The organism is Frankia sp. CcI156, from assembly GCF_001983015.1.
Lineage (GTDB): Bacteria > Actinomycetota > Actinomycetes > Frankiales > Frankiaceae > Frankia > Frankia casuarinae.
Map to the genome: position 1 here is coordinate 33,893 of NZ_MOMD01000031.1, position 15,733 is coordinate 49,625.

A 15,733-nucleotide genomic window follows, 5' to 3' on the forward strand; every position below is an offset into this window, starting at 1 on the left:
ACAGCCGTTTGCCTTCGGTACGGATGTAGGCCATCATGGGTCGGTGAAGTCAGATAAAGACCAGCTCGCGGACGAACTCAACGAAGTAGCGCGACGCTCGATCCCACACACTTTCACGCGGCACTTCCAAAGTCCGCCGCTTGCGATCCCGATGCTGCGTCGTATCCTCGATAGCCGCGATCCTGGCCTTTTTACACAGAACCCGGGACGCGCGCTGCGGGTCCTTATTGATCAAGCAGTCGCTCAGCTTGAGGCTGCTCCCATGGCACGCCTTCAGGACAAATTCACCTGGCGTGAGCTCGGTGCAGAAATATTTGCAGATAGCAACAAGTCGTACAGCGAAACGTTCCAGGAGATCCGGACGGGTTGCGGCGAGCCCCTCCTATCAGAGAAAACCGTTCAGCGCGCAATTGAAGATCTCCGTGACAGGCTGGCGGCCATCCTGCAGCGGATGGAAATCTCCGATCGGCATTTCGTACTTGCCGAAGATCCGGAATATGTTTCGCGACCGGATCTTGAGAAGAGGTTTTCTGAGGTGCTTTCCTCTGGAGAGCGTCTGGTTCTGATTCACGGTGAGGCGGGTACCGGAAAAACCACACTGGCGCTCCACCTGACTCGGAGTTTCCTTCGGTTTGCGGCGCACGACTGGATTCCGGTCATACCCTTTCAAGAAGGGGGTAAGGGGCCAGTCGAAGATTCATTCCGCGAGATGCTTGATCGTCACGGATTTGCGGTTTCGGATGTCGGCGTAAGTGAGCTAGTTGTAACCTTCAGAAAACTCGTCACCAGTGAAACACCGCCACCGGTCGTTGTACTCGACAACATAGACTCTCGTACTGAACTGGAGAGATTCGTGCCGCCGGGAGTGCGGTCACGGATAATTATTACCAGTCGAAAGAATCTCGACAGCAAAGTGGTAAACATCGCGCCAATCGAAGTCATGAATATGGCGAACGATKAGGCTGTTCAGCTAGTTTCCCTGCACAGTCAAGGGTTGCAGGAGGATGGTAAAAAATATCTTGCTGAGGCGCTAGACTTCAGGCCGCTCGCGATAGTGCACGGATGCGCCTGTCTGATAAACGCTCCTTACAATGGTGATCTCACAGCCTTCCTTGAAAGTCTGCGCGAGAATGTAGCGGTCGTGCTAGAGAGCTACGGCGACGACGAGGATACGACGATCACAGCGATCTACCGCATGATTGTCGACGCCCTGAAGCGCCAGCCGCAGTATGTGCTTCTTGCACTCGACCTGGTGATCCTTGCGTACCCCGTGYGCTCTGTMCAGGAAGCTCTGCGTCTATCGTGGCCGCCATCGGACGTGGTCGAAGGCCAAATCAGCAAAGAGCTAAATCTCGAAGATGAGGCAATCCTTAGCAAAGGCCTGCGAATCATCGAACGCTGGAACCTAGTACACCCAAACGCGCTACCATTCCTCCATATACACAGTCTGACACGTGAACTCGTTGCCTCGATCCGAGGCGACGCACTGGCTGCCGTCGCCGTGCAAGCCTATAGAGTAGCATCACATCGACTTAATTTGTCATCTTGGATGGGCGGTGCACCGATTCCTTCCTCCTGGCCGCAAGAAGTCGAGTACATGCTCGCGAGCTTCGATATTTCGGCTCGCGGCTCGGCGGTCAGAACTGGCATTGCCTTCTCGCAAGGGGACGAGACAGATCCGCTATGCCAAGTGCCGGCACTTTTTCTCCGCCGTGGAAGGCAGCGCGAAGAGATGTCAGCGGAGGCCGTCAATGGCGCCCGGTYGGTCCTATCTGAACCCTGGTCCCGGCGCTTCACGGCCCTTGAGACTGAAGCACTCGAACTCGGAATCCTTGATGAGGTCGGAGATGTTCTCAATACGGTGCGTGCGCGTCGACCTGATGYGTATGTGTACGAGGCGCTTCTATCGAGCGATCTCAGGCCGCTAACCGAGGCTTACACGACCGACGTGATCGAGGATGCTCGCTGGCACATCGACCATCCCTTGGCAACTGAAATGCCTCTTACTCCCGCCCAGCACAGCTATGCCCTTGGCGTGTTCCATTTTCAACGATGCGAGTGGAAGGAGGCCGAAGCCTGCTACATGCAGAGTTCGGAATTCTACAAACTGCTGGCTAGCGAGAAGGCTGAATTCGGCCTGTATGCGCTTGAAGCGGGGCGTCGCCTTGCGGATCTCGACCTTCGCCGAGGCGATTTGAATTCTGCAAATGAACGGATCTATGCACTTCTATCAGAGGTCTTTGAACTTGGCAAGTCCGGCATTGTGGATGCGTTCTTGAGTCGACGTATTACCCAAACCGGCCTGCGGATACAGTCGGAACGGATGTTGCGTGGTGCTCCGAGCGGCGGCAACATCGACCAACTCCTGGCCCTTTATCAGGACCTGATGCTGAAGTTCGCAAAGACTGGCAGTTCTCTGCCTCTTCTTGAGGTGGAGTTTGCTCGGGCGGTGATGACTGCGCTGGTCGACAACAAGCAGGCGAACAGGATGMTCACCGATCTGGGTAGCCGTTGTAGAGACTCTGGCTATAAGGTCGGAACTACGGTCTGTATGGCCACTCAGTTGAAAGTCATAATCGCAGTACATGCCGGCACTGCAAAGCCCGCTCGGTTTGCGCAGCTTGCAGAATGGGCGCTTTCTCTCGCAGAAGATTTTGTCGAGGTCAGCCGTTTCTGGCATGCCGATGTACTATGTTCCGCCTTGGCTTGCGCTATTCTCGGAGATGTACCTGACAGGCGAGCGGAGGAAATACGATCCAGAGCGCAGGAAGCGGCATCGCTGATCAGCCGTCCTGACAAGATGACCGTTGCGGAGAAGGTAGGCGGAGTGCCGCCATATTTTCTCCTCCGAGAATAGCTGCTGGCTCGGGACGAGTGCAGAGTAACGTCTGAATGACGGCGTGGCTTCTCTCHGTCAACCACAGAGGGCGCTCGCTGGATAGGTCTATACCTCAAACGTATGGACATGCTCCACATAGCTCACTACGGTCCGGCACATGACCGCCTCTCACCGTCACCAGCTCACCGCTGACGTCCATCTTCTCCTGCTGGACGGCGATCAAGTGCTCTTCGGCCGCCGCCAGAACACCGGCTACGAAGACGGCGCCTACCACCTCCCGTCCGGCCACCTCGAAGCGGGTGAGTCGGTGATCGCGGCCCTCGTCCGCGAGGCCAAGRAAGAAATCGGCGTGACCATCGAGCCGGAAGCCGTCGAGTTCGCGCACGTCATGCACAATTCGTCGAGCGGCGGCCGGGCGGCCTTCTTCTTCGCCGTGCGCAAATGGGACGGCGAGCCGGACAACCGCGAGCCCGACAAGTGCAGCGAGCTGGCCTGGTTCCCGCTGGACGAGCTGCCCACCCACCTGATCGCCTACTGCCGCACCGCCCTGGAGCACATCGCCGCCGGTCAGCCCTTCTCGACCTACGGCTGGTAGCCGTGGCCACCGATTCCGGCCCGGTGGTTTGCTTCAGCTACCTGGCCGCCGCGTCACTGTGGAACGTCGAGCGCTTCCCGCAGGCCAACCACGGGGCCGAGGTGCAGCGGTCTGAAGCCTCCATCGCTGCCGATGGCCCGATGGTCGCCGCCGTCCTGGCCGCGCTCGACATCCCAGCGCTCGTGATCAGCAACAACATCGGTGACGATGCGCCGGGCGACCAGGTCAGAGCCTGGCTCCACCGGGGCCGTGTGCTGACCACCGTCGAGACGGTGCCCGGCCTGGCGACGCCGCAGATCGTGATCGTGGCGGACGAGGACGGCACGCGCACCTGGTTCCCGTACCTACAAGGAGTCGCCGAGGCCCTGACCGCGGTCGACCTTGCACCGCTGGCCAGGGCCTCCTACGCCTACGTCGACTGCTACAAGGTAATCGAACCGGCCGCGATCCGGGCCATCCAGGCCGCGCGGACGCCCAGCGTGCCACTGCTGGTCAACCTCGGAGGGTCGGTCCTCACACCGATGGTGGCGTCCGTCCTCCGGGACTGCCCGGATCTGATCATCCAGACCAACGTCGACGACGACGCGCACGAAACTGCCYCGGCCGTAGCCGCCACCCTGCTGGGCCAGACCGGAGCTTCGTGGGTGGTAGTCACCGCCGGGGCGGCCGGGGCGTGCGCGGTGGGGGCGGATGTCACTGTTTCCGTGCCGGCCGTCCCGGTCACGGTGCGCCACACCCACTGCGCGGGCGCGGCGTTCTCCGGTGGGCTGCTCTACGGCCTGCTCCACGGCTGGCCGATGCGGGACAGCTTGGCCCTGGCCTCGGCCAGTGGTGGGCTCCGGTGTGCGCGAGCCCACCACGAACCGCTGCCGCATCTCACGGAACTGCTGGCGTGCGGTGAATCGCTGGATCAGCTACCGGCGGCCGTCCGCTAGAAGAGATCCCACTCCCGCAGCAACCCCGTCAGCTCGTCCAGCCGTTCCCTGGTCATCCGCTTACGGGCCGCGTCGCCGGCCGTCTCCTGCTCGGCCCCGTACTGCCACCAGCGCTCGCCGGTCCCCCGGTCCATGACCAGGAAGCGCTCCTTCACGGCCGGCCCGCGGATGACCAGGGACACCGTGTATGGCTCGGCCACTACGGCGTGCACCATGCTGTGGTGCAGGGCGTAGGTGTCGCCGATCTGCTCCTGCCGGACTTGGAGCGCAGTCAGGGAGCCCGGCTCCGGTTCGGCGTCCACGTCGAGGTCGCCGAAGAGGTAGTGCCGGTACTCCCCGCGCACGATGCGGCTGGCGTACGACCAGCGGTGGTTGTGCGGCCGGTCGAAGTAGYCGGGCAGGAAGACATGCAGCCGCACCCGGATGCCGGCGTCATCCTGGTACAGCACGATCTTGTCCAGGATGTCGTAGTGCTCGCACAAGGCCAGCAGCTCCGGCCGGTTCGGTAGTTCGAGGAGCGCGACCCGGATCAGATCCGGGTCGTCGGCGAACTGGGTGAGCGCCTTGCGGGTGGCGTGCTCTACGGCGTCGATGTCGTTCCAGTCCAGCCCGCGCAGTGGCTCGATGACATGTTCCATCTGAATCTTCTCCTCAGTCCTCGGGCTTGGCGCTGGACTTCCACAGCCGGCACACCGGCACGATGTCYGGCTCGGCAGCGCAGGACGAGCCGCCCATGACGATCTCCTCGGCCGGGCAGCCGCCCTGGCAGGCTGATGCCTTGCAGCCGCCACAGGCGCTCGTGACCAGCGGCCGGGTGAAGAGATCGAACTCGTTGTCACCGCGGTTGAGCACCACCTGCCCGTCCTGCATCCGGGCGAAGTACAGGTCGGTGTCGAACAGGTAGGAGCAGACGTAGCACCTGCCGTCGGGAAAGATCGAGATCCGGTCCAGCGTCCGCCCGATGCAGCCCTGGTAGCCCTCGGCGGCGTAGCGGGCCATCTGGTCGCGGCGGGCATACGTCGGCTGGTACCAGACCCGCGTCCGGTAGGCCGGCGCAATTCCGTTCAGGTCGTCGCAAAACGTCACCCACTCCGCGGGTCCGATGGCCATGTCGGCGTTGCCGTGCCCCACGCCGATGGTCGAGAAGACGTGGAACTTCACCAGGGACACGCCGATCTCGTCGGCGATGTCCAGCAACTTCAGGGCGTCGGGCTTGTTGGCCTGGTTGACGGTGCAGATGATCCGGGTGTCGAAGCCACGGCCGGTCAGCTCGGCCGTCGTCTCCAGCGCAGTGGCGAAGGTGTCCGCACCGCGTACCCGGTCGTGGGTCTCGGCGCTGCCGCCGTCGAGGCTGACCTGGACGTAGGCGAAGTCCTCCGGTTCGAGCTGGCGGAACTTGCGGGCCGCCGGCTTCTGGGCGTTGGTCGTCGTGATGACGTCCTCGTAGCCGAGCTGCCGGCCGAGCCGGATGGCGTCCACGTAATTGGGGTGCAGTGTCGGCTCGCCGCCGAGGATGGTCAGCTTGCTGCCGCCCATCCGGCGCCACGTGGCGAGGGTGTCCCGGATCTGCGGCAAGGTCAGCTTGAGCGCCCGGTCCAGCCGTTCGCCCATGTAGCAGTGCTCGCACCGGAGCTGGCACGCCTCGGTGATGTACAGGTACACGTTGCGGAAGCGGCCGTAGGCGATGCGCTCGATCCGATCGGGGGCGGGCAGGCTGGCCCGGCGCGGCATCCGGGCGTGGCCGTAGTCGTCATCCCTCCGCAGGCGTGGCGGATCAAGGTGGACGGTCGTCACGGAGTGCTCCTGCTCGTCAGTAGGGCGGTGATGTCCTCGAAGATCTGGCTGGCGCCGCTAGCAGCGTTGAGCTGGAAGACCGGCACGCCGGCTTCCTGGAAGGCACCGCGGATGCCATCGGCGGTCTGGCGGTAGCGGTTGAGCCGGGCGCGTAGCAGCCGCGGGGCATCGCCCCGGCGGGGGTGCAGGACGCCGCCGCAGCGGGCGCAGGCGTGGGCGTCGTCGGCACGGGCTTCGGCTGGCAGCCGGGGATCACGGATCGGATCGCGTTCGCARCTGTGACACACCCGCCGCCGGGTGGCCCGGCGGTACAAGGTGGTGGTATCGGCCGCCAGCTCCACGGCGCGAACCACACACTCCGGCGCGTGCTGGCGCAGGGCGAGTAGGAACAGCCGCACCTGGGTGCCGTTGCCGGGGAAGTTGTCGAAGAACAGCGTGTGCGCCTCGCCGGCCCGGACCGTGGCGTCGAGGTAACCACGCAGCGCCGTCACCACGGTGAAGTCGTCGATCCAGCCCAGGCGTTCGGCGCTGGTCGCCGTGGCCGCCAGGATGGTCTGCGGCACGTGCTCGCGGAGACGGAAGACGGCCCCGCCGGGGTGCGCGCCGAGCGCCACGGTGAGCGTGGTCTTGCCGGCGGCCGGCGGGCCGAAGACGGAGACAGCCAAGGTGAGGGGCACGGACGAACCCCTTTCGCACGGGGAGTGCCGCCGCTTCGGCGGAACGGTCCCCAGCGTCAGCGCGAGCTGCGTTTGGCACCACGCCGACAAAAGGTGACCGACATACGCGCGGCGCATAGACCCTGCTACAGCGGGTGTTAGCGTCGTAGGTTGACCTTGGTCGTGAACGCGCGCGTGGAACGGGAGGCCGTCCAGCGATGACCGAGCCCCGGCACTGCTCGCGCTGCGGGCACCGGCTGGCGGGCGACAACCCGCGGAAGCTGTGCAGCCCCTGCCAGAGCGCCAACTTGGAGGCTCAGACCCGGCCGCCCACCGTGCCGCCGGACTTCTGGCAGCTCGACAAGATGAGGGATGCCCTGGCGACCTGGCACATGGGCCGGGTGCTCTTCGCCTACCGGACGCATCCGTTCCACGGCCAAACGTTGTCCCAGGAGCTGGTCGGCACCTGGCTCGGCATGACCCAGGCCCAGCTCAGCCGCATCGAGAACGGCCGGGCGCCCGAAGAGCTCACCAAGCTGATCCGCTACAGCCAGATCCTCGGTATCCCGGCCGAGTTGCTGTGGTTCGACCTGCCCGGCGAGCCGCGGACCCGCTCAGCCGCCGACGATCGCCCTTCGGTCTTGCTGCCCGTTCTGCTGGCCGGCCGGGAGGTCATGCTGCCGGTCGATGCCGAAGCCGCTTCCGCGCATGGCCTCGACGCCGTGCTTGGCGACGTGGCGGCCTCCAGAACGAGGAAGATTGAAGCCACGTCCGTTGGACGGCAGGCCGTGCGCGTGCTGCCGTTCGCCGGTTTGGACGAGCTGCAACACATGGCCGCCGCCCTGGAGGACGCCCGCCGCTACCTGGACGGTTCGGTGGTCGGCTTCTTCGCCCGACAGTTCGAGCAGTGCAAGACCGACGACGGTCAGCTGGGACCGCTGCGCGTCTTACCGCTGGTGCTCGGCGTCCTTGGGGCCATTCAGCAGCACGCCCGCGATGTGCAACCAGGCGTCCGTCGTCAGCTGCTGGCGGTCGGGGCGGACGGCGCCGAGTTCGCCGGCTGGCTCTATCGAGACCTCCATGACCCTGGCTCAGCCAGCTACTGGTACGACCGGGCGATGGAGTGGGCGCAGGAAGCCCAAGACGTCCCGATGCAGGCGTATGTACTGGTCAAGAAGTCGCAGATGGCCTACGACAGCCGCGAGCTGGCCCGCATGTTGAACCTGGCTGAGGCCGCGGGCCGGGTCTGTCCCACCGCACCGCCGGCGCTTCGGGCTGAGCAAGTACAGCAGGAAGCGCTGGCGCTGGMCACGCACGGAGGGGCGCTGTCGGTCATCGAGCGAAAGCTGGATATTGCTCGACAGACCCTTGATGCTGAGGTCGAGGCTCCCGCGTCCCGTCTCAGTTCCGTCACACTCCAGTTGCGGGATGCGGCGGTCTACACCGAAGCTGGCGTGCCCGACCAGGCCGCTGGGATCTTCGCCGACATACTGGCCAGAGATGCGCTGTCGCGGCGGGACACCGCGCTGTTCAGCGCCCGGCGGGCAGCGRCGCTGGCGCTGAGCGGGCACCCGGACGAGGCTGCCTCCGTCGCCCTCGATGCCTTGCAGATCGCGCGTGCCACCAACTCCGGACGCACCTCGGCCATCCTGGCGGACGTGGCGCAGAGCTTGACGCCGTGGCGGTCGCGGCCGGGGCCGCGAGAGTTCCGCGAAGCGATGCTGGCGTAACAGGCAGCGCACGTCCTGCTACCTGGGTGAGCCTCGTGGGCGACTCCAGGTCAACAGCGCATACGGGCCGAATCCGAAGGTCGCGGTGCACTACTTCGCTTAGACAATGGATGGCCAACTCGGCTATTGCTTACGTAGCGCGGCAGATCGGACGCTCATTGCATGGTCCGGTTCAGGTGCGGGGGGACTACCCGGCGCGGCACGAGTTGCAGAAATCCCGTCAAGGAGGCCGGCCAGCACTGTCGGCATCACCCGTCGGGGTCGTTCGTTCAGATCAGTGCGCGTCGCAGCACGGCACGCACACCAGCGGGTCCAAGAACCACGTCATCAGCGCCAGGCCGTTCAGCGCCGCCGCCTCCGAACGCTGAGGAGCTGCGGGTACGCTCCGCCGCGGAGTCATTCGGCAGCCTGATCGCCGATCCCAATCTTCGGGAACTCATCATCGGCCGCGCGACCGAGTACGTCAGTGACCAGACGTGGCAACGGCTTACTCGTCACTGGTCAGGACGCCGGTGTAGCGCCCTTGCCAAGCTGGCGCGGACCATCCTGGAGGCGCAAGACCGACTCCGTGAAGGGCTGGTTGAGGTCACCGACCGGACGCTTGAGCTACTAAATCGGTCCTCCGTCGAGCGGCAGTTCGCGGCCGAGCTGGTGAAGCGGCTGCCACTGCCGGCGGTCGGTGAGAACTTGATCGCCACTGCCCGGGGGCTCCAGGTGACGGGCATCGTGGTGTGCGTGGCGCGGAACAGCCCCCTGACAGAGTGCGCATGCYTCACCGATGTCGTGCGCGTGGAGGGCCAGGCCAAGGTCAAGTCCTTGATCACAGCCGGGATGGCGGACTGGGCGGGCTTGGGAACTCTCGACGCTCGCTGAGCGTCGTCGTTCTGCTGCCGAACCGCGCACACCTGGTCCGCGTGCTGCCCATACCTCGGGTGCATAGCCCCACTCCCTCTCCGCGGTCACCGTTGCCGGAGGCGTCCCGGACTGGGTCGAGCCGACTCCTCGGTCCGGGACGTCGCCACCTCGACGGGATGGAGGGGACGTATGTCCGCCACCGTGTTCGGTTACATCCGACTGGAAGATGACGATGAAGCCGAAGAAGATCGCTTCCACGATCTCCTCGTAGCCCATGCCGTAGCCGAGGGCTTGAAGCTGGCCGACGTGTACGTGGACCGGCACATGCCGCCGGCCCGCATCATGCGCCCCGGCCTGACCGAGCTGCTGGCGCGGCTCCAGCGCCCCCCGGGAAGCGGCGTCCTGGTCGTCACGGCGGAGCACCTCTCCACCTCCCCGCAGGTCCGCAAGGCCATCGAGGTGGAGATCGGCAACGCTGGCGGCGCGGTGCTCGTGGTGGAAGCCTCGGACGCCCATTCCATCGGTCCGCGTACGTGAACGGCGCGATGGCCGCGGCCGACCGGGAGACGGCCGCCGCGGTGCCGGTGCATATGGTGCGGCAGTTCGAGGCGGATCACGCCGCGCCGGGCCTCGCTCGCCGGCATGTCGCGGCGGTCTTGCAAGCGTGGAACCTGGCGGACCTGGTCGAGACGGCAACCCTTCTCGCGTCCGAGCTGGTGACGAACGCCTGCCGTGCTTCGGCTGGCCGGGTGYCGGTCATCGCCACCCGCGTGACACGCACCGACGCAGACCTGATCATCGAAGTCTGGGACGCCGACGCTTCCGCGCCCATCCATCGAGAACCGGCCCTCGACGCCGAAGGCGGACGCGGTCTTCTCCTGGTGTCGACCTTGAGCACCCGCTGGGCCTTCTATCGTCCGGCCACCGGCGGCAAGGTCGTGTGGTGCAGCTTCGCCTTGACGATGGTTACGGCGACCGCTTCGCCTGCTCCCGAACTACCTCGCCGGCGAGCGCCCGCCGACCCACCGGCGCCCATCGAGGTCTTCGACGATTTGGCCGTGCTGCAACGGGTCGCCGACGGCTTGCGGGCGCTGGACTGGAACCTCCCGCCCGGTGATCGGTTCCGGTCATAGCTGCCAGGCTGTAGCTCTGGCCAAGGCTGACCGTTCGCCAGAGGATGGCCGTGGCCGACGCCCGTAACGCCAGAAGGAGTGCCATGCCCGTGCACGAGACCGTGATCTCGCTCCGCACGCTGGACGGGTTGCACCTGACGGCCACGTTGGCGACGCCGGACGTGGCTCCCGAACGCGCCGCGGTCCTCGTCCACGGTGGCGGCGTCACCCGCGAGGAGGGCGGCTTCTTCACTCGGCTGGCCGCGGGGCTGGCCGAGGCCGGTGTGGCATCGCTGCGCTTCGATCTCCGCGGCCACGGGGAGAGCGAGGGGCGGCAGGAGGAGCTGACGCTGTCGTCGATCCTCAACGACATCCGGGTGGCCCTGGCCGAGGCGCGGGACGCCACGGACGTTGACCACGTCAGCCTGCTCGGCGCGAGCTTCGGCGGTGGCATCTGCGGCTACTACGCCGCCAAACGACCGGAGGACGTGTCCCGGCTGGTGCTGCTCAACCCGCAGTTCAACTACAAGTGGCGCACGATCGACAGCCGGCCGTACTGGCACGACGACCACATCGACGACGAGGCCGCCCGGACGCTGGACSAGCAGGGCGCGATCACCTTCACGCCGACGCTCAAGCACGGCCGGCCGATGCTCAACGAGGTCTTCTGGTTGCGGCCCGACGAGGCCATCGGGGAGATCGTCGCGCCTACGCTGCTCGTACACGGCACGAAGGACACGCTGGTGCCCATCGAGTCGACGCGCGCAGCCCTGGAAAAGTTCGCCGCCAAGACCCGCCTGGTGGAGGTCGAAGGCTCCCAGCACGGCTTCGCCGTGCACGACGATCCTCGGTATCTCCAGCCGCAGAGCCAGGAGTGGCAGGCGTTCGTGATCCGGACCGTGGCCGAGTGGATGACGGACGGTATGTAGACGGCCGCACTGGACGGYCCTGCTGGCAGGGTGGGCTCCACGGCCGCCTATGATCTCCCAAGCAGCGCGACGCCGATGGAAGAGGGCTCGCGTGAATCGGGGGTACCGGCGTGAGCGCCTTACAGTTCGTTGCGGCAGTCATCTCGTCATTGGCTTGGCCGATGGCTGTCTGCGTCATCGCGCTGGTGGTCCGTCGACCCCTTCTCAGGCTGCTGCCGAGGCTGTCCAATCTAAAGTACAAGGATCTTGAACTCGCCTTTCGGCAAGAGCTGTCAGAGATTGACGAGCAGGCGCAGGCGGCCAGACCTGACACAAGTCCGGAAGTCGGGGACGAGATTTCCGATCTCGTGACTGAAGTCAACGCGGTAGCTGCAGTTTCGCCGGCTGCCGCCATACCTTTGGCATGGACTGCTGTTGAACGGGAAATCGTCGCAGCCCTAGAGCGGACGAATGTTCAGTCAGGTAGACGACGATCACCCCTCGGCAGTGTCCAGCTCCTACAGGAAGCTGGCGCTATCAATCGAGAAGCAGCCGACGCTATTAAGGGTCTTGGGCGCCTTCGGAACGAGATAGTCCACGCACCTCAGCTCGTGCAATTGACCACCGCCTCCGCCCRGGAATACGCCCGCCTGGCCGCAGAGATGATAGGCGTTCTGCAGCAGATACCGCCGCTACCCCGAAGCGAGACCAGCGCCGGGCCGTGATCGCCACCACGAAGAGGGTCTACTCGTTGGATGGCGCCTGCAACCCACGCACCAACTCCGCAGGATCGATCTTCAGCGCGTCAGCCAACTTGAGGATGTTGTGCAAGCTGATGTTCCGCCGGCCCCRCTCCACCTGGCCAACGAACGTCCAGTGCAAGCCGCACTCGTCGGCCAGTTGCTCCTGGCTCAGRCCCAGCTCGTGCCGCTGGGCACGCACCCGTTCGCCGAACGTCTGCGCAGCCGTTGAGAGTGGTGGGGTCGCCATGACGACCCCAAGCCCATACGTCTAGCGTGTCTGCATCCAGAGCGCATACGTCCCATGCATATACGTCCCATGACTTTGCATCTAGCCTGAGTCTCGTCCCGGCGTCAGCCGGGATTGGCGGGGCCGCCAGAGTTGCCGGCCCGGCCGTCGATGACGCGAGTCCCAGGGAGGTGGAGACCGATGACGCTTCGCAGCGGTGGTGACGGAGGCGGCGGCGGGGGTACGGGCGGCTGAGCCGAGTTCCTACGTCACGCGGCGGCACGGCGCTCCGAGTCCAGCGGACAGGAGCGCCGTGCCGTTTGCATACGCGGACAAGATCAACTCATGATAAACTGATCTTGAACCTATGACGCCGCTCCAACGTCTCTACCGCACGAAGCTCACCTTGCTCGCCGTGATCCTCACGGGGTTGGGCGCAGCCTTCCTGATCGCGAGCCGGCAGGCGGACCTCTCCGCAGCCGTCCCGTGGCTGATGTGGCTGCCGCTCTCCGAGATCGGCTCGACCCTCTTCGGTAGCGGCCTGATTGTGGTGGCCTTCAACTACATCAGCGAGGCCGACGCCGACGAACGGGCCAACGAACGCCTTCGCAAGGTGCTCAAGGAAGAGGCTCCAGCTATCCGCGATGCCGTGATCGACGGTTTCGCCTTCGCGCCGGACGCTCTGACCGCCGTAGCGTCGCCGGAGACGCTGGACCGGGTGGTCCGCAACACCTTGGCCATCCAGCTCGGCGACCAAGCCATGGCCGACGACCTCTACGYCGATCTTCGGCACCAGGTCACTACCGCCACCGAGCGGCGGCACGACATGCGCGTCTCGGTCAGCCTGTCGCCGTGGGACAAGGGACCGGTCTCCGGTCACGGCAGCATGTTCGTGGCCACGATCCGCCGGGAGTACCGCGCCGAGCTGGCCGAGACCACCCGCCGTTTCGCTTGCACCTCCAGCCCGGACGAGTACCGGGAGCTGCTGCTCGATCCCACGAACGCGGTGGCGTGGTACTTCGAACCCGTCGCCGGCTTGGACGCTGCCTCTCCCGGAGTCTTCGAGCTACTGGACTTCACCGTCGACGGTCGGCCGCGGCCGACCCGCCGGAGCAAGCGCTCCGGCGGCCAGTCCTTTACGGTCACGCTGGACGCCCAGACTGGCACCGACCACGAGGTCGAAATCGCCTACACCTACCGCGTCCTCGTCCAGCAGCACGGGCACGTGCTCTACCTTGACTTTGGCGCGCCCTGCAAGGGTGTCGACATCGACTTCACCTACGCAGACTGCGGCATCCGGCACGTCAACGTCCTGGATTTCATCGCTGGAGCACAGCCAACACGGATCACCCRCGGCCCGAAGGGCACCAGCTCGCCATCCGTCGGCGTCCGCTACGACGGATGGGTCTTCCCGAAGAGCGGGGTGGCGTTCGGCTGGGTCCTGGACCGGGAGTTGGCCCACTTCTGACTCGATCGGAGCCAGTTCGCGCCCTTCTGAGAATGCGCGGACTGCACATCGAAGGCCGACAAAGCTTCGCAGGATGATCTCCCAGCGCCATCCCGCCCGCTCAATCAGCGCCGCACTATCTCGCCGGACGGCTAACGTAACCACTACGGCAACAGTCGCGAGGCATCAGGAGACAGGCTTTCAGGCRACAACACAGCTCGCCGGTAGTTCGGCATTATCCCGAGCGCGTCACTAAACTCGTCCGCCAACTGCTTACAGGAACGCCAAGCCCAGTCAGCACAGCCATGCCCAAGCGCCTTGTCCGGAAAGTACGGGTTTCYCGACGACACAAGCGGGTTAAGTTGGAATCGATCACCACCTTGCAGCTTCTTAGTTAGATAATGTACGTCATCGTCTCCGAGCGACTGAGGTTTGTAGTGCGTCAGTGCGTTCCGGATCTTGATGACAAGGTCGACCTCTTGCCAGGGACGCCGACTGGTGTCGATCCGCGGCAAGCCAGCCGTGGCCAGAATCATATCGAGCTTCGTCAGGACGTCCGACTTCTCAAGTACCGTCTCGACTCGGCCAGCCTTCTCTTTTCGCCAGAACACCGCAATAACACGCTTGGTGTTGTCGGGGAGGGGTGAAACATAGTCGCTGAAGACTCCGTCTGCGAAACCGTCCGCGATGTCCTCCAGCAACTCGTTAACCATCGCCTCCAGAAACGCACAGGACGCGGTAATAGAACTGATAACGAAGGCCCGATGGCGTGGGTCGAACAGCGGCGATTCGCCTCTTTCTCTCGCTGCCACCTCGATCCGGCCGGCCTCACTGCTGAAGAACTGCGCCGAGTATAGGTAGTGCGAGGAAAAGTAGCTTCGGAGTCTTACTTTCACACTGCCCACTGTTGCAGCCGCTAGGACAGTCTCGACTGCAACGACGGCGTCCTTCTCTTCGCCCACTGCACACCTACATCTCTCCGTCTCGCATCTATGCGAGAGTTTACTGCGATCCAAAAATCACCGATACAGACGCCAAACTATTCACATCTGAGACCTTACGCCTCCGTTGGCCCGTCGCGGCGTCGATCGACGCCGCAAGCATGCTTTCTGGAGGAGGGCGCGACCTACTTGAACCGGCGGCGAAGCCGCGCAAACCAGCCGCGCYACCTCGTTTGGACTGCGGTTGTAGCGCTTTTCGCACCATCGGTTCGTTCAATGTCTTTGTTGATCATTTGCAATGTCCGCGCTCGGCCTTTCTGGATTTTCTCCGCCGTCCACGCCGCGTGCCAGTGGACGCGGTTGCGCTCTATCCAGTAGTGCGACTGGCATGGGAAACTCCAGTTGCCGATCGACGGGTCCAAAGAGATCGATCTTCCATCGAAAGTCAACGCCCACCGGCCAGGCGCCAGCGGTGTGTAAGCCACGTTTCCGCATCCACAGCAGCAACTATGGGCCACAGTGGCATAGGCTATTGACACGTAGACAACACCCTGAATCAGGGTCTCAGGTATACACTCCACGAACTCATGCCGGACTGCGTCCAGCCTGGTCACCCCAGGTCCTCATTGATCAAGGTATTGCCGTTCACAGCATAAGCGCTGTAGTGCTCGCGTTCSAGGTCCAGGTAGAAGCCGGCCAGCTTCTTCCACTTGATCACAGCCAGCGCGGCGTTGAGTGCGTTCAGATCGGCAATCTGAATGTTGYGGTTGTAGTCGTTGGCATCATTCGCTTTCCCGAACGGCAGCCGGTGGTCGGCGTCAAGATGCTTGCGCGAATCCACGGTGCTCAGAGTCGTGGTAGCTGTTCAGCTCGGGTGGTAGGCGGTGCGCTTGGCGCTTATCGGCGTCAGGGCAGGCGGAGCGCCCCGTGCGCGATGCGCACGGGGTTCGTC

The 15,733-nt window shown here is 64.4% G+C and carries 16 protein-coding genes; 9 read left to right on the plus strand and 7 right to left on the minus strand.

Going from position 1 to position 15,733, the window contains the following annotated elements:
* The first annotated feature begins 43 nt into the window (after positions 1 to 43).
* From CcI156_RS24845 to CcI156_RS12940, 3 genes are all read left to right on the plus strand, one after another.
* Positions 44 to 2,857: a hypothetical protein gene (locus CcI156_RS24845; RefSeq protein ID WP_139341494.1), complete on the plus strand. Its 2,814-nt coding sequence runs from the start codon at positions 44 to 46 to the stop codon at positions 2,855 to 2,857.
* 139 nt (positions 2,858 to 2,996) lie between these two features.
* On the plus strand, positions 2,997 to 3,434 hold the full coding sequence (locus CcI156_RS12935) for an NUDIX domain-containing protein (protein WP_076805894.1): 438 nt from the start codon (positions 2,997 to 2,999) through the stop codon (positions 3,432 to 3,434).
* Between the two features lie 2 nt (positions 3,435 to 3,436).
* Positions 3,437 to 4,369 carry a PfkB family carbohydrate kinase gene (locus CcI156_RS12940; protein WP_076805896.1) on the plus strand — a complete coding sequence of 311 codons (933 nt, stop codon included), beginning with the start codon at positions 3,437 to 3,439 and terminating at the stop codon, positions 4,367 to 4,369.
* On the opposite strand, the gene CcI156_RS12945 is transcribed toward CcI156_RS12940, so the two are convergent.
* Genes CcI156_RS12945 through CcI156_RS12955 form a run of 3 tightly spaced genes read right to left on the minus strand, consistent with a single transcriptional unit; the run spans position 4,366 to position 6,840 of the window.
* Positions 4,366 to 5,007, minus strand: coding sequence for a hypothetical protein (locus CcI156_RS12945; protein ID WP_076805898.1), 642 nt, complete (start codon positions 5,005 to 5,007; stop codon positions 4,366 to 4,368). The two genes, CcI156_RS12940 and CcI156_RS12945, sit on opposite strands and share 4 nt — an antisense overlap.
* A gap of 13 nt (positions 5,008 to 5,020) precedes the next feature.
* Positions 5,021 to 6,163, minus strand: coding sequence for a radical SAM protein (locus CcI156_RS12950; protein ID WP_011435349.1), 1,143 nt, complete (start codon positions 6,161 to 6,163; stop codon positions 5,021 to 5,023).
* Positions 6,160 to 6,840 carry a hypothetical protein gene (locus tag CcI156_RS12955; protein ID WP_035730912.1) on the minus strand — a complete coding sequence of 227 codons (681 nt, stop codon included), beginning with the start codon at positions 6,838 to 6,840 and terminating at the stop codon, positions 6,160 to 6,162. Before CcI156_RS12955 ends, CcI156_RS12950 begins: the two co-directional genes overlap by 4 nt.
* 197 nt (positions 6,841 to 7,037) lie before the next feature.
* Here CcI156_RS12955 and CcI156_RS12960 point away from each other — a divergent pair, with 197 nt between their 5' ends.
* From CcI156_RS12960 to CcI156_RS24850, 5 genes are all read left to right on the plus strand, one after another.
* The gene (locus tag CcI156_RS12960) at positions 7,038 to 8,549 is read left to right on the plus strand and encodes a helix-turn-helix transcriptional regulator (RefSeq protein WP_083718497.1); all 1,512 of its coding nucleotides are present in this window, start codon (positions 7,038 to 7,040) and stop codon (positions 8,547 to 8,549) included.
* Between the two features lie 1,044 nt (positions 8,550 to 9,593).
* Positions 9,594 to 9,941: a recombinase family protein gene (locus tag CcI156_RS12970; RefSeq protein WP_011435345.1), complete on the plus strand. Its 348-nt coding sequence runs from the start codon at positions 9,594 to 9,596 to the stop codon at positions 9,939 to 9,941.
* A gap of 8 nt (positions 9,942 to 9,949) precedes the next feature.
* Positions 9,950 to 10,537 (plus strand): ATP-binding protein, encoded by a 588-nt coding sequence (locus CcI156_RS12975; protein ID WP_076805918.1) that lies wholly within the window; start codon positions 9,950 to 9,952, stop codon positions 10,535 to 10,537.
* Between the two features lie 83 nt (positions 10,538 to 10,620).
* Positions 10,621 to 11,445, plus strand: a complete 825-nt coding sequence (locus tag CcI156_RS12980; protein ID WP_076805902.1) for an alpha/beta hydrolase — start codon at positions 10,621 to 10,623, stop codon at positions 11,443 to 11,445.
* Positions 11,446 to 11,555: 110 nt separating this feature from the next.
* A complete protein-coding gene (locus CcI156_RS24850) occupies positions 11,556 to 12,149 on the plus strand; it encodes a hypothetical protein (protein WP_139341495.1) in 594 nt (197 codons plus the stop codon).
* 19 nt (positions 12,150 to 12,168) lie between these two features.
* On the opposite strand, the gene CcI156_RS12985 is transcribed toward CcI156_RS24850, so the two are convergent.
* The gene (locus CcI156_RS12985; RefSeq protein ID WP_076805904.1) at positions 12,169 to 12,414 is read right to left on the minus strand and encodes a helix-turn-helix domain-containing protein; all 246 of its coding nucleotides are present in this window, start codon (positions 12,412 to 12,414) and stop codon (positions 12,169 to 12,171) included.
* Positions 12,415 to 12,760: 346 nt separating this feature from the next.
* Between CcI156_RS12985 and CcI156_RS12990 the strand changes: the two genes are divergently transcribed.
* Positions 12,761 to 13,861 carry a hypothetical protein gene (locus tag CcI156_RS12990; protein ID WP_076805906.1) on the plus strand — a complete coding sequence of 367 codons (1,101 nt, stop codon included), beginning with the start codon at positions 12,761 to 12,763 and terminating at the stop codon, positions 13,859 to 13,861.
* 143 nt (positions 13,862 to 14,004) lie between these two features.
* On the opposite strand, the gene CcI156_RS24855 is transcribed toward CcI156_RS12990, so the two are convergent.
* The 3 genes from CcI156_RS24855 to CcI156_RS13000 form a co-directional block, all read right to left on the minus strand.
* Positions 14,005 to 14,802, minus strand: coding sequence for a hypothetical protein (locus CcI156_RS24855; RefSeq protein ID WP_139341496.1), 798 nt, complete (start codon positions 14,800 to 14,802; stop codon positions 14,005 to 14,007).
* Positions 14,803 to 14,966: 164 nt separating this feature from the next.
* A complete protein-coding gene (locus CcI156_RS26890; protein ID WP_076805907.1) occupies positions 14,967 to 15,395 on the minus strand; it encodes a DUF6527 family protein in 429 nt (142 codons plus the stop codon).
* Positions 15,392 to 15,622 carry a hypothetical protein gene (locus tag CcI156_RS13000; RefSeq protein WP_217697695.1) on the minus strand — a complete coding sequence of 77 codons (231 nt, stop codon included), beginning with the start codon at positions 15,620 to 15,622 and terminating at the stop codon, positions 15,392 to 15,394. Before CcI156_RS13000 ends, CcI156_RS26890 begins: the two co-directional genes overlap by 4 nt.
* Positions 15,623 to 15,733 lie beyond the last annotated feature (111 nt).